Below are 12,728 nucleotides of genomic sequence, written 5' to 3' on the forward strand. Positions count from 1 at the left end.
CCGTGTGGGGGATCAGGGCTTGGGTATGCCGACGGTGTCGGGCGACACCTTGGCCTTGCCGGCGGCCTGCTGCGTCCAGGCGTAGGACTGGATGGCCGGGAACACGGCCTTCTGCGCCTCTTCACCCGCCATCGGCGCGAACATGGCGCCGCGCGCCTGCGCGTACTTGCGCAGGGCTTCGCTCTTGACCATCTCGGTGGCCCAGATCTTGTCCAGCGTCTGAGCCACCACCGGCGGCGCGGCCTTGGGCACGAAGATGCCGAAGTAGTTGATCGGGTCCTTGAAGCCCGGGATGAATTGCGACAGCGGCGGGATGGTGCCGAAGCCCTCGATCTCGATCGACTTGTCGCCCACCACCGCCAGCGGGCGGATCTTCTTGGCGCGGATCATGTCGGTCTGCTCGGCCGCGAGCTGCGTGGTCACTTCGGTTTCGCCCGAGGCGGCGGCCACGGCGGCCGGTGCGCCCCCGTCGTAGGTGACGTGCTTGTAGGTGACGCCGGCGGCGCGCGCGATGGCTTCGATGGCCGAGTGGCCGCTGGAGTTCACGCCCGCCGTGGCGACCGAGACCGCACCGGGCTTGGCCTTCATGGCGGCCAGCAGCTCGGTCATGGTCTTGTAGGGCGCATCGGCGTTGACGCCGACCACCGCGATGTGCGCCACGTTGAGGTACAGGTTCCAGTCGGTGGCGGAGGTGTCGAGCATGCCCAGCACCTTGTAGGTGCCCAGGTCCTTGGCGCCGCCGGCCGTCCAGGTGTAGCCGTCGGCCGGCGCGGCCATGGCGTTCTTGGTGCCCACCGAACCCGAGGCGCCGGGCTGGTTCATGACCACGATCTTCTGGCCCAGGTGTTTTTCCAGCTCGGCGGCGGTGACGCGCGTGACCTGGTCGGTGGAGCCACCGGGCGCCCAGGGCACGATCAGGGTGATCGGTCGGTCGGGTTTCCACTGGGCCATGGCGCTGGCCGAGACAACGGCCAGCAGGGAGGTGATCAACAGGTGGCGAAGGGGCAGGGCGGTCTTCATCGTTGTCTCCAGGGGTTTAATTCACCGAGCAGTTAATACTAGAAACCGCCCCCTGCGACGTCAAGCCGCCAGCCGCCTCAGCTCATCAGGACATACCCTAGGATCACGTCGCACATGTGGGAGAGCCGCTCGCTGTGCGCCTTGGGCGTCATGAGGTCTCGCCCGAAGATCGCCGAGAGCGTGTGGTTGTTCGAGAGGTAGAAGTAGGACAGGCCGGCGATCGACACGTAGAGCTGCAGCGGATCGACACCGCCGCGGAAGGTGCCGTCGGCGCGGCCGCGCTCGATGACTTCGGTGAGCGTGGCGATCAGCGGCGAGTTGAGCTGGCGCGCTCGCTCGGACTGCGCGAGGTGCCGCGCGCGGTGCAGGTTGGCGCTGTTGAGCAGCGTGAGGAACTCGGGGTGCTCCAGGTAATAGTTCCAGGTGAACTCCACCAGCCGGCGCAGCGCGGTCTCGGGCTTGAGGTGCAGCAGGTTGAGCTGGCGTTCCTCTTCGCGGATGTCGCGGTAGGCCTGCTCCAGCACGGCCTGGAACAGGCGCTCCTTGTCCTCGAAGTAGTAGTAGATCAGGCGCTTGTTGAGGCCGGCGCGCTCGGCGATGCGGTCCATGCGCGCACCGCCCAGCCCGTGCTCGGAGAACTCGTCTCGCGCCGCGTTCAGAATGGTATTCTGCGATCGGTCCGCGTCTCTCAGACGCTCTTCCGCGACCGGTGTGGGTGGGATGCTCATGCCCAGATAATTCTCTAATTGGTTAATAAAGTCAAATGACCCGGATTGCTGGCCATCTGCTCGTGGAATGCCTCATTGTCCAGGGTGTGACCCATGCCTTCGGTGTGCCGGGCGAAAGTTATCTCGCGGTGCTCGATGGTTTTCACGCCCACGCCGATCGCATCCGCTTCATCACCAACCGGCAGGAAGGCGGCGCGGCCTTCATGGCCGAGGCCCACGGCAAGCTCAGCGGTCGGCCCGGCGTGTGTTTCGTGACGCGCGGGCCCGGCGCCACCAACGCCTCCATCGGCTTGCACACCGCGTTCCAGGATTCCACGCCCATGGTGCTGTTCGTGGGCGACGTGGCGAGCGAGGCGCGCGACCGCGAGGCCTTTCAGGAGGTGGACTACGCGGCCTTCTTCGGCCCGTCCACCAAGGGCATGGCCAAGCGGGTGGAGCGCATCGACGATCCGCGCCGCATCCCCGAGTACGTGGCGCGCGCCTTCGCCACCGCCATGAACGGCCGTCCCGGCCCGGTGGTGCTGGTGCTGCCCGAGGACATGCTCACGCAGGCGGTGGACGCCGAACCGCTGCCGCGCGTGGAGCCGGTGCAGGCCTGGAGCGACCCGGGCGCGCTGCGCGAGTTGCGCACGCTGCTGCTGGCGAGCGAACGGCCGCTGGTGATCGCCGGCGGCGGCGGCTGGACGCCGCAGTCCGCCGCCGCGCTGCAGCGTTTCGCCGAGAACTGGCAGCTGCCGGTGGCGAACGCCTTCCGCTTCCAGGACACCTTCGACAACCACCACGCGCTGTACGCGGGCGACGTGGGGCTGGGCATCAACCCCGCGCTGGCGCGCCGCGTGCGCGAGAGCGACCTGCTGATCGCCCTGGGTCCGCGCTTGGGCGAGGCCACCACCGGCGGCTACACGCTGGTCGAAGCGCCGGTGCCGGCGCAGAAGCTGGTGCACATCCACGCCAGCGCCGAGGAGCTGGGCCGGGTGTACCAGCCCACGCTCGCCATCCACGCCACCATGAACGCCGCCGCGCGCAGCCTGGAGGTGCTCACCGCGCCGCCCTGCGTGCCCTGGAGCGCCTGGGCGCAGGCCTGCCATGCCGACTACCTCGCCAACATCGACGTGGCGCAACGGCGGCATCACGCTGCCCGGCACCATCGACATGCCGGCGATCATCCACACCCTGCAGCGGCACCTGCCGGCCGAAGCCGTGCTCACCAACGGCGCGGGCAACTTCGCGAGCTGGCTGCACCGCTTCTTCCGCCACCACGGCCTGGCCAAGGGCCACAAGACGCAGCTGGCGCCCACCAATGGCGCCATGGGTTATGGCGTGCCGGCCGGCATCGGCGCGGCCATCGTCAGCGGGCGCACCGCGTTCACCATCGCGGGCGACGGCGACTTCCTCATGAACGGGCAGGAGCCTGCCACCGCCACGCAGCATGGCGCCAAGAGCATCGTGCTGCTGCTCAACAACGGCAGCTTCGGGACCATCCGCATGCATCAGGAGCGCGAGTACCCGGCGCACGTGAGCGGATCCGGCCTGGCGAACCCCGATTTCTGCGCGCTCGCCCGGGCCTATGGCTACGCGGCCGAGCGCATCACCCACACCGCCGAGTTCGAGCCCGCGCTGCAGCGCGCCCTGGCCGCGCCGGTGGGCACGGTGATCGAGGTGCTGCTGGACGTGGATGTGATCACCACGCGCGGCACGCTCGGCGCGATCCGCCAGGCCGCCCAGCGCACGGCCATGTGAATACGTCACAAAGTCCGGGGCAGCTTCACACACCCCGTCGGTAGCGCCCCTGCCTAGACTGGCCCATCCATCAACGGGGGTTGGTCATGTGGCAAGCAACGGACACGGTTTGGAATGGCGGCGCGGATGTCGCCGGCGGCATGGGCCTGCGTTCGGGCCTGGGCGCGCAGCACCTCATGCGGGTGTTCGACGAGATCGACTACGGCATGCTGATCATCGATGCGCAAGGGCACATCCTGCACGCCAACCACCTGGCGCGGCACGAGCTGCGCAATGGGCGGGTCATCATGTCGTACGGCAACAGCCTGCTGGGCAGCAGCGCCGAATTCACCTCGCAGATCCAGCTGGCCGATGGAGTCCTCGTTCCGCGGTCAGCGCAAGCTGCTCATGCTGGTCTCGGGCGAGAAAGAGCTTTCGCTGGCGTTCACGCCGCTGAGCCACCCACTGGAGGCCGACGCGCCCTCGGTGCTGGTGCTGCTGTCGCGCCAGAACACCTGCGACAACCTTGCGGTGCGCATGTTCGCCCGCTCGCTCAACCTGAGCCCGAGCGAGGAGTCGGTGCTCATGGGCCTGTGCCGGGGCCTGCAGATCACCGAGATCGCCACGCAGCACGGCGTGGCCGAGTCCACCGTGCGCAGCCAGATCAAGACGCTGCGCGAGAAAGCCGGCGCCCCCAGCATCCGCCGCCTGCTGCACCGGGTCAACAGCCTGCCGCCGGTGGTCCCTGCCTTGCGCATCATCACGCCCATGCCTCACAATGCCACGGAGTTTTCCCACCCGTGACGTGAGCCTGGATGCCTGCCCCTGCCGTTTCCTTCGTAACCCCTCCCAACTCCCCCCACATTGAAGCGCTCGCGACCCTCGGGGTCGCGCGGCGCTATCGGCGTGGCGCGCTGCTGATCCAGGAAGGCGAAACCGGCGACACGCTGTACATCGTCCTGCAGGGGCGGTTGCGGGCCTTTGTGGCCGACAACCAGGGACGCGAGCTCACGCTGGGCATGTACGGCCCGCTCGAGTACGTGGGCGAGATGTCGCTCGACGGCGGGCCGCGCTCCGCGAACGTGGAGGCCGCCGAGGCCAGCACCTGCGCGGTGGTGTCGCGCGCCACCTTGCTCGAGTACATCGCGGCCCACCCCGAGTTCGCGCTGGAGCTCATGGCCCGCCTGATCCGGCGCGCGCGCCTGGCGACGGACAGCGCGCGCAGCGTGGCGCTGATCGACGTCTACGGCCGCCTGGTGCGCCTGCTCAACGAGCTGGCCAGCAGCAAGCCCGACGGGAACGGCGAGCGCCCCCTGAAGGAGCGCCTGACCCACCAGCAGATGTCGCAGCACCTCGCCTGCTCGCGCGAGATGGTGAGCCGCCTGCTCAAGGACCTGGAGACCGGTGGCTACATCGCGGTGCGCGAGCGCTGGATCGTGCTGCGCAAACCCTTGCCCGCGCGCTGGTAAACCGCCTCAGAGGCCGTTGACCATGTCCCTCGCCTGCAGGGGCGTGGCCGAGCTGGTGCCCGCCAACCGCACCACGCTGCCGCTGCGGCTGCCCGCGCCGAGCACACCCCAGAGGGCCGGGTTGTCGTCGCAGGGCTTCAGCGTTTCGGGCACCTTCTTCACGCCCGGGCGTTGCGGTCGGCCCGCGTCGGGGTCGGGCTTGCGCGGGGAATACAGCGCGAAATGCCCACCCGCCGAGGACTGCGCGCGCAGACCCCCCACGCTCACCGTGTTCTGGCCGGTCGAGAGACTGTTGAAGGTGCCGCTGCGGCGCACGGGCGTCGGGTTGTCGGCATGGTCCACGAAAGAGCCCAGGTTGCCGCTGGTGTCGTAGAACACGTCTTCCAGGTAGGACTGGCGCGCACCCGTGTTCTGGCCGATGGCCACGTCGTCGCGTTCGATGTAGGCGTCGAACAGGGTCTCCGTCAGGCCGGTGTTGCTCAACACCACCTTCCAGGTGCCGAAAGGCCCGGTGACCACCGATCGCCGGCGGCTGAACGTGGGCGCCAGCGCCAGCAGGGCGCATGTGCCGTGGCTGCCCAGGGCCGAGGTGGTGGGGTAGATCAGGCCGCACAGCGGTGCGCCCTGCGCGTCCACCCAGGTGCCACCGTGGCCCATGGCGATGGGCGGCAGGGGCTGGGTGTGGCCCGGTGGCGTCACGCTGATGCGCACGTTCTGCGCGCCCGCGGGCAGCCAGATTTCCAGGTAGCTCTCGGTGCGGTCGTCGGGTTGCACGCGCCAGTGCAGCGCCACCGAACCGCCTGGGGGCAGTGTGGCGTTGGCATGGGTGCGGCTCTGGTAGGCGTTGCCGGCGGGCACGGCGATCTGCAGGCGGCCGCCGAGCAGCGCGACCAGTTGGTCCATCGCCGCTTCCAGCACCGAAGTGCCGTCGTGCGGACCGGCCAGCGTGCCCCAGCTGATGTTGACCACCAGCTGGGCGCTGGGCGCGCAACGCGCGAGGATGTACATGAGCCCGTCGAGCACGCTCACGTTCATCGCGCCGCCCGAGGTGTCGAGCACGTTCGACCAGTCGAGCTGCACCGCGACCAGGTCGCAGCGGCTGGCCTCGTCGTCCATCGGATGCAGCAGGTTGCCTTTGCCGCAGGCCAGGCTCATCACGTGCGTGCCGTGGTTGACCGGGCGGGTCAGGTCCCAGAGCTGCAGGTGGGCGTAGAGCGCGTCCTCGTCCAGCTGGCCGTGGCGCGTGTAAGTGGCGATGGCCGCGTCGATGTCCGCGCCCGAGAGTTCGTGGCCGTAGCCCATGTCATCTGGTGTCGGGCCGGCGCGGGCCGGGTCCAGCGGCACGCAGTGGTGCGGCTGGTTGCCGGGCCAGTTGCCATTCACCGTGTCGTCCTGGCGCCAGAAGTGCTTCACGCGCGTGTGGCCGAGGGCGTCGAGGAACTGGTCGTTGGCGAAAGCCAGGCCGCCGTCGATCAAGCCCAGCACCTTGCCGTCGAGCAGGCCGGGCGCGGAGACCGGTTGGCTCTCGGGCGTGCAGGGGTCGATCAGGGGATGCGTGTGGTGGCCCACCGGCAACCCGAGCTCGAAGCGCAGGATGAGACTGCGCAGGTGCGGGTTGCTGCGTAACTGGTCGAAGAAGCGCTTCTTCACCCGCGCGGTGCAGAAGCGCAGTCCGGACACATTGAGGTACACGCGCGGAATCTGCAGCCAGGCGGTGGAGGAGGCCGCCACCAGCGCCGGCACATCGGCCTCGCTGGTGAGCTCGATCACGATCGGCAACCACTTGGGTGGCCTCTTGCCGCGGCCGAGGTGGTAGCCCGCGAACTGGTCGGCTTCCGCCCAGATCAGGTAGGGGTCTTCACCGTCGATGGCGCCCGGCGCGTTCCAGTCGATGCCGGTGAACTCACCGGTGGGCAGCGGTTGCCAAGTGGGGCCGCTCATGCCCACTCCTTGAGCGCTTCCCCCCAAAGCCAGGCCAGCAGTGGCGCGTTGCCCACGGCGGTGGACGTGGCCGAGCGCGTGTAGGCGTTGCCGCTGGTGTGGTCCATCGACTGGTTCAGGCTGAAGTCCAGCGGCTCGCCGTTGGGGCCTTCGAACAGGCGGCCGTCAAAACCGCGTTCGTGCACACGCGTGCCGGTGGCGCGCGCCACCAGGAACTCGGCCAGCGCCGTGCCGAGCAGGCGCCCGCCCGCGCTGTCCACGGGGTAGTGCACGCCGGCCACCACGCGGTTGGTCGCGATGCGCGCGGCCAGCCGCTGCATCTGCTCGCGGTTCAGCGTGCCGTTGGGCGGCGAACCTGTACCCGGTACAGCATCCAACAAGGCCTCAAGAAGCGCGGCCACGGCAAAAGCCTCCGTGGCATGGCCGCTGGGCCAGCTGCCATGCCCCGGCGTCTCGATCATGGGCTGGATCTGCGGCGAAAACGCCACCGGCCGGATGCTGGCGAAGATCTGCTTGAAGCGCATCTCGACCAGCACGGCCAGGGAGAACACCAGGTCGATCAGCTGCAGGGTTTTCTTGTGGCGGTGTGCCGTGAGCCCGACCACGGACGACCAGAACAGGATCGGCGGGGTGCGCTGGTCCACGATCTCGATCGCGCGGTCGGCCCGCAGGTCCGCGTACGAGGCCACCAGATCGAGCTGCTTCTTGAACTGCGCCTTGGTGGGTGCGCGCATGCGCACGAGCGGCTTGCGCTGGATGGTGCTCGCCTGGAGGTTGGCGAACTCGAGCGTGGCGTCCTTGGGGCCGCTTCGGGTCTTGAACAGCAAGCCCTCGACGAGCTGGGAGAAGACGGCCTCGTGGCGCGGGCCTTCGGCCCACAGCGCGAGGTTGGGCGGGCTGTCGAACGCCGGCTCGTTGACGTGCAGCACCGCCCCGTTGAAGGGGCCCACGATGGCGGCGCGGCTGAGGATCAGGGCGTCGGCCGACACCATGGCGCCACCGCTGATACCTCCGCTGATGCCGCCGCTGATTCCCCCACTGATACCGCCGCTGATACCGCCGCTGATACCTCCGCTCATATGTATTCCCCTTGTTGGTTGGTTAATGCAATCGAAGACCGAGATGGGTGAGTGCTTTGGCGACACGCTGTCGAAGCGGGCTTTCGCCGCCAGCAGCCAAATACTGCTGCACCGTCAAATGCGGTTGCAGCTGCATCAACAGAGAGAAGGTTTCCTTTGCCTCGTTCTCGAAACCCAATTCATGTTGAGCGATCAGAAGCGTGCGTATGGTCGGTAGGTGGTAACGGTTTTTCTGGAGCGAAGAGCGACAGAGTTCGATGGCTCTTTCCCATTGCTCCAGGGACGCGCAACTCGTCGCCAGCATCATCTCAAAATAGTATTTCTGAGGATCCAGCGGAGACAGGTGCAATGCCTTCTCCGCCTCTGTCATCGAATCCTCGGGCGTGCCCCACATCGTTGACCACACGCTGTTGTACAGCCAGGCCATGGGATCGTTCGGGTTGCTCTGCGTGGCCTCCTGCAGCAGCCGGTGCGAGGCGTCCACGTCTTCGCCGAGGTGGCACAGCGCATGGCCCTTGATCGCCATGGCCAGCGAGCTGCTGGGTTCGAGGTCGAGCGCGCGGTCGGCGGTGTCGATGGCGCGCTGGAAGTCGCGCGCCGGCTCACTCGAGAGGCCTTGCACCACCTGCATGATGTGCCACTTGGCCAGCCAGGCCCAGGGCGTGCGCACGCGTTTGTGGCGCTCCACCACGGCCTCGATCAGCTGCAGGCTGCGCTGCAGGTCGCGCGGCGTGGAGCGGTGCATGAGCGTGATGCCGCCGAGCATCAGGGCATTGCTGTCGAGCTGTGGCACGGGCAGCACCAGCGTGCGCTGCACCACGTCGTTGAGCAAGGCCTTGGCGCAGGCGGCGCACAGGGCGTCGAGCAACTGGCTCTGGGCTTCGAGCAGGTCGCGCGTATCGCCGGTGAGCCGGTCGGCCCAGATCACTTCGCCGCGCTTGCGGTCGGAGAGCTCGGCCATGATGACAACCTTGTCGCCGTAGGTCACGTAGCTGCCGCCGAGCACGAAGGCCGCGTCCAGGCGCTGGCCGATCTCGTCCGTGCTGCTCTGGCGGCCACGGAAGGCGGTGGTGGACATGCGGGAGATCACGCGCAGGTTCTGGCTGCGCGCGAGTTGCGCGATCACGCCGTCGGCGATCAGCTCGCCGATCACGAACTGCTCGGCCGCGTGGCTGCGCGTCTCGAAGGGCACGACGGCGATGGAGGGGCGGAAGTCGGTGGCGGCGCCTTCGGGCACGCGCGGGCGCACGGCCGCCGACGTGCTGGAGACCGGGTACAGCTGCCAGGTGCGCACCGGCTCGGGCCAGTGCTTGAGGTAACTCTCCCCCGCGGTCTTCGACCTCGGCGTCCACGCCGACCACGATGCCGTCGAACACGCTGGTGGTCACCAGGGTTTCACCGGGCGAGGCGAGGTCGGCCACGCGCGCGGCCAGGTTCACGCCGTGGCCGTACACGTCGTTCTCGTCCACATACAGATTGGTGGCGTTGAGGCCGGCGCGCAGGTGCAGTTGTTGGGCGGGCGGCAGCGTCTGGTTCAGTGGCGCGAAGTATTGGTGCAGGGCGAGGGCTGCCCGCACGCCGTCGGTGGGTTGGTCGAACTCGACCAGCATGCCGTCGCCCAGGCTCTTGACCAGGCGACCCCGGCACGCGGGCAGCACCTGAGAGGTGGCGTGGTGCATGAACCCGCGCCATTGGTTCACCACCGCGGCTTCGTTGGCCGCCATGAGCCGCACCGACTCCACCAGGTCGATCACCAGCACGACCTTGTGCCGTTGCTGTGGCAACGGAGGCATGGTCGTCGATGGTGGGTCCTGGCCTTCTTGAAATTTCGAAGCGGTCACGGGCTGGCGGGCGGTCATGCCTGAGGGATTGTCAAAATTTTGTTGCAGTTTCTCACATGTCGCGCGCGATGCTGAGACGCGAAGGCGCAAAAACAGCAAAGCCGGCTTGCGCCGGCTTTGCTGATCTTCATTGCACCCGTGAAGGTGAAGAAGGAAGGCTTACTTCAGGTGGTCGTTGACCAGCTTGGTCATTTCGAACATGGACGCCTGGGCCTTCTTGAAGATTTCCTTCAGCTTGGCGTCGGCGTTGATCATGCGGCGGTTGACCGAGTCCTGCAGCTTGTTCTTCTTGATGTAGTCCCAGATCTTCTTGGTGACTTCGGTGCGCGGCAGGGGCGAGCTGCCCACGATGGCGGCCAGAGCGGCGCTGGGGGTCAGCGCTTTCATGAACGCGGCGTTGGGGGTGCGCTTCTTGGCCGGAGCGGCCTTCTTCGCAGGAGCTGCCTTCTTGGCCGGAGCGGCCTTCTTCGCAGGGGCTGCCTTCTTGGCCGGAGCGGCCTTCTTCGCAGGGGCTGCCTTCTTGGCCGGAGCGGCCTTCTTCGCAGGAGCGGCCTTCTTGGCCGGTGCCGCCTTTTTAGCGGGCGCTTTTTTCGCAGTTGCCATGATTGAATTTCCTTCTAGAAGTTGACGATTCGCCAGCGGAAAACGCGCTTTCTCACTGGTGTCTCGGATGCTAATGGAGATGCACCCGCAATCCAAGGTGGAGAACGCGCTTTTTTCAAGCTTTGCGCAGGGGAGACGCGGGTTTTTGGCGGGGGAAAACAACACTTCCTCGCGAGGAGGCCGCTCAGTGCCTTGGCGGGAGGGCGTTTTTGCACGGCTCCACGGCGGCTGGCTTCGTGTCTCGATCAGGCGGTGATGCCCTTGTAGAGCATGTAGGTGGCGAGCATGTACAGCAGGCCGGCGAACACGCGCTTGAGCGATTTCACCGGCAGCGCATGCGCCGCCTTCACGCCCACCGGCGCCATCAACACGCTGAAGAGCGCGATCACCACCAGCGCGGGCAGGTAGATGTAGCCGAACGAGCCGGCCGGCAGATCCTTCAGGCCCTGGCCCGCGATCACGTAGCCGACGGCGTTGGCCAGCGCGATGGGAAAACCGAGCGCCGCGCTGGTGCGCACGGCGTTGTGGATGCTCACGTTGCACCAGGTCATGAAGGGCACGCTGACAAAACCGCCGCCCGCGCCGACCAGCCCGGAGAGCATGCCGATGACGCCGCCGGCACCCACCAGGCCCGGGGTGCCGGGCAGGGTGCGCGTGGGCTTGGGTTTCTTGTCGAGCAGCATCTGCGTGGCTGAGAAGCCGACGAAGGCCGCGAAGAACAGCGCGAGCCACGAGCCCTTGAGCAAGGCGAAGATGCCCAGGCTGGCAATGGCGGAGCCCAGCACGATGCCGGGGGCGAGGCCCTTGACGATGTCCCAGCGCACGGCGCCGCGTTTGTGGTGCGCACGCACGCTGGAGATGGACGTGAAGATGATGGTGGCGCATGGAGGTGGCGATGGCCATCTTGACCGCGAGATCCGCTTCCACACCGCGCCCCGCGAGGATGAAGGTGATGAAGGGCACCATCAGCATGCCTCCACCGATGCCCAACAAGCCGGCCAGGAAACCGGTGCCCAGGCCGAGCGCGGCCAACTCGAGAATCAGGAGGGGGTCTAAAGGCATGAAAGGTGTCTGCAAGTGCCGCCGGACCGGCATCCTGAACCGGGGTTCAGGTGGGCGAGGGCAGCGGGGCTTCGGGTTCGTCTGACGCGAGACGCTCGCACCAGCCACGCAATGTACCAAGCCCGGGCTCTATGAGCATTGGTTCAAGGAAATATAAAGCCCGACGCGCACTGCAGACGGTTCAAATTGTAGGCGCTGCATGCGGCCCACGAGGACCATCGGTCGATAAATTCTCGCGCAGTGACCAGCGGCGCGTCAGAGCAGGCGCCCGTCCTTGTCGAGCGTCTGGTCCAGGCGGCGCATCAGCTCTTCCACGCGGGCCTGCGTCTGGGGGTCGAGCGGCTCGCTGTCGAAGCCACCACCGGCTTCGGCGAACGCGCTCTGCTCGGGCTGGCCGAACGACGAGGCCTGGAAGCTCTCGGCTTCCTTCTGCGAGAGTTCGAACGCGAGGTTGAGCGAGGCCAGCACCGCGATGCGGTCGCGCGCCTTCACCTTGCCCGCATCGCGGATGCGGCACATGGCGGTGTCCACGCGCTCCACCGCGTCGAGCAGCGAGGCCTCGCCACCCGGTGGGCACGAGAGCAGGTAGCTCTGGCCCATGATCTGCACTTCAATCTGTTTGCTGCCGGGTTTGCTCATTGGAATACCTCCGTGCTTCGCACTGCGGTGCGAGCTGGCTTGGGGCGGCCCGACGCGGCGCTCATGACCGTTCCTTGCGGGTGTCGGGGGTGACATCGGTCATGCCGGGGGGCAGGCGATCGAGCAAGGCATCAATGCGGGCGCGGGCGGCCATCAGCCGGGACTTGAGCGAGTCGCGCTCGGCCTGCAGCGCATGCACCTGTTCCACCAGCAGGCTGTTGGTGCGCTGCAGTTCTTCGTGTCGCAGCAACAGGCGCTCGACACGTTCGGTGATCTGATCAAAGTGCTTGGGATCGGCCATGGTGGGACTCGAAGTTTTCACATTGTAGGGTTGCCCCGGGTGTGCGCGCCGTAGAATGCCGGTTGTTGGTGCTCGCGGTGTGGTTCACATGCCGCAGTTCAACGGGAAGCAGGAGGGTCACACCCCAGGGATGGGACCTAACCTGCGCTGCCCCCGCAACGGTAAGCAGACGAGCGCGATGAGCGCATGCGCGAACGGTCTCTCAGCCTCCATCCGACAGCCACTGGACGACACGCCGTGTCATCTGGGAAGGCGATGGAGGTCGGTCTGTCAGCCCGGATACCGGCCAACAAGGTGGTGGTGCGTCTGGCGACAGACGCTCCACC

The 12,728-nt window shown here is 67.3% G+C and carries 11 protein-coding genes, 1 other RNA gene, 2 pseudogenes and 1 riboswitch; of the genes and pseudogenes, 4 read left to right on the forward strand and 10 right to left on the reverse strand.

The annotated features are described in order from the left end of the window. Positions 1-12 precede the first annotated feature (12 nt). Together ACFJGX_RS14850 and ACFJGX_RS14855 are read right to left on the reverse strand one after the other, a co-directional pair. Positions 13-1,020 (reverse strand): Bug family tripartite tricarboxylate transporter substrate binding protein, encoded by a 1,008-nt coding sequence (locus ACFJGX_RS14850; protein WP_382320354.1) that lies wholly within the window; start codon positions 1,018-1,020, stop codon positions 13-15. Positions 1,021-1,097: 77 nt separating this feature from the next. Continuing rightward, entirely contained in the window at positions 1,098-1,748 is a 651-nt protein-coding gene (locus tag ACFJGX_RS14855) for a TetR/AcrR family transcriptional regulator (protein WP_382157020.1), read from the reverse strand. A 35-nt stretch (positions 1,749-1,783) separates the two neighbouring features. Between ACFJGX_RS14855 and ACFJGX_RS14860 the strand changes: the two are divergent. The 3 genes and pseudogenes from ACFJGX_RS14860 (at position 1,784) to ACFJGX_RS14870 (ending at position 4,936) form a co-directional block, all read left to right on the forward strand. Continuing rightward, positions 1,784-3,488 (forward strand): annotated as a pseudogene (locus tag ACFJGX_RS14860) (thiamine pyrophosphate-binding protein). A 351-nt stretch (positions 3,489-3,839) separates the two neighbouring features. Further along, the gene (locus ACFJGX_RS14865; protein WP_382326464.1) at positions 3,840-4,271 is read left to right on the forward strand and encodes a helix-turn-helix transcriptional regulator; all 432 of its coding nucleotides are present in this window, start codon (positions 3,840-3,842) and stop codon (positions 4,269-4,271) included. A gap of 11 nt (positions 4,272-4,282) precedes the next feature. After that, complete coding sequence (locus ACFJGX_RS14870) at positions 4,283-4,936, forward strand: Crp/Fnr family transcriptional regulator (RefSeq protein ID WP_291111322.1); 654 nt, start codon at positions 4,283-4,285, stop codon at positions 4,934-4,936. Between the two features lie 6 nt (positions 4,937-4,942). On the opposite strand, the gene ACFJGX_RS14875 is transcribed toward ACFJGX_RS14870, so the two are convergent. From ACFJGX_RS14875 to ACFJGX_RS14885, 3 genes are all read right to left on the reverse strand, one after another. Then, positions 4,943-6,877, reverse strand: coding sequence for a hypothetical protein (locus ACFJGX_RS14875; protein WP_382326466.1), 1,935 nt, complete (start codon positions 6,875-6,877; stop codon positions 4,943-4,945). Next, positions 6,874-7,869, reverse strand: a complete 996-nt coding sequence (locus ACFJGX_RS14880; protein ID WP_382326468.1) for a phosphatase PAP2 family protein — start codon at positions 7,867-7,869, stop codon at positions 6,874-6,876. Before ACFJGX_RS14880 ends, ACFJGX_RS14875 begins: the two co-directional genes overlap by 4 nt. A 109-nt stretch (positions 7,870-7,978) precedes the next feature. Further along, entirely contained in the window at positions 7,979-9,250 is a 1,272-nt protein-coding gene (locus ACFJGX_RS14885) for a hypothetical protein (RefSeq protein ID WP_382326470.1), read from the reverse strand. A gap of 148 nt (positions 9,251-9,398) precedes the next feature. Here ACFJGX_RS14885 and ACFJGX_RS14890 point away from each other — a divergent pair, with 148 nt between their 5' ends. Next, positions 9,399-9,821: a hypothetical protein gene (locus ACFJGX_RS14890; protein WP_382326472.1), complete on the forward strand. Its 423-nt coding sequence runs from the start codon at positions 9,399-9,401 to the stop codon at positions 9,819-9,821. Positions 9,822-9,956: 135 nt separating this feature from the next. Here ACFJGX_RS14890 and ACFJGX_RS14895 read toward each other — a convergent pair whose 3' ends face one another. From ACFJGX_RS14895 to ACFJGX_RS14915, 5 genes and pseudogenes are all read right to left on the reverse strand, one after another. Next, on the reverse strand, positions 9,957-10,400 hold the full coding sequence (locus tag ACFJGX_RS14895) for an SWIB/MDM2 domain-containing protein (RefSeq protein WP_291111314.1): 444 nt from the start codon (positions 10,398-10,400) through the stop codon (positions 9,957-9,959). A 245-nt stretch (positions 10,401-10,645) separates the two neighbouring features. After that, positions 10,646-11,462: pseudogene (locus ACFJGX_RS14900) on the reverse strand (sulfite exporter TauE/SafE family protein). Positions 11,463-11,464: 2 nt separating this feature from the next. Then, a non-coding RNA gene (gene ssrS, locus ACFJGX_RS14905) (6S RNA) lies at positions 11,465-11,644 on the reverse strand. 73 nt (positions 11,645-11,717) lie between these two features. Next, on the reverse strand, positions 11,718-12,101 hold the full coding sequence (locus ACFJGX_RS14910; RefSeq protein WP_297401080.1) for a cell division protein ZapA: 384 nt from the start codon (positions 12,099-12,101) through the stop codon (positions 11,718-11,720). Positions 12,102-12,162: 61 nt separating this feature from the next. Then, complete coding sequence (locus ACFJGX_RS14915; RefSeq protein ID WP_382325470.1) at positions 12,163-12,402, reverse strand: DUF904 domain-containing protein; 240 nt, start codon at positions 12,400-12,402, stop codon at positions 12,163-12,165. A gap of 49 nt (positions 12,403-12,451) precedes the next feature. Then, positions 12,452-12,708, forward strand: a riboswitch (cobalamin riboswitch). Positions 12,709-12,728: the final 20 nt, after the last annotated feature.

This window comes from Hydrogenophaga sp. UC242_50 (assembly GCF_042697355.1).
In the GTDB taxonomy this organism is placed as follows: Bacteria; Pseudomonadota; Gammaproteobacteria; order Burkholderiales; family Burkholderiaceae_C; genus Hydrogenophaga.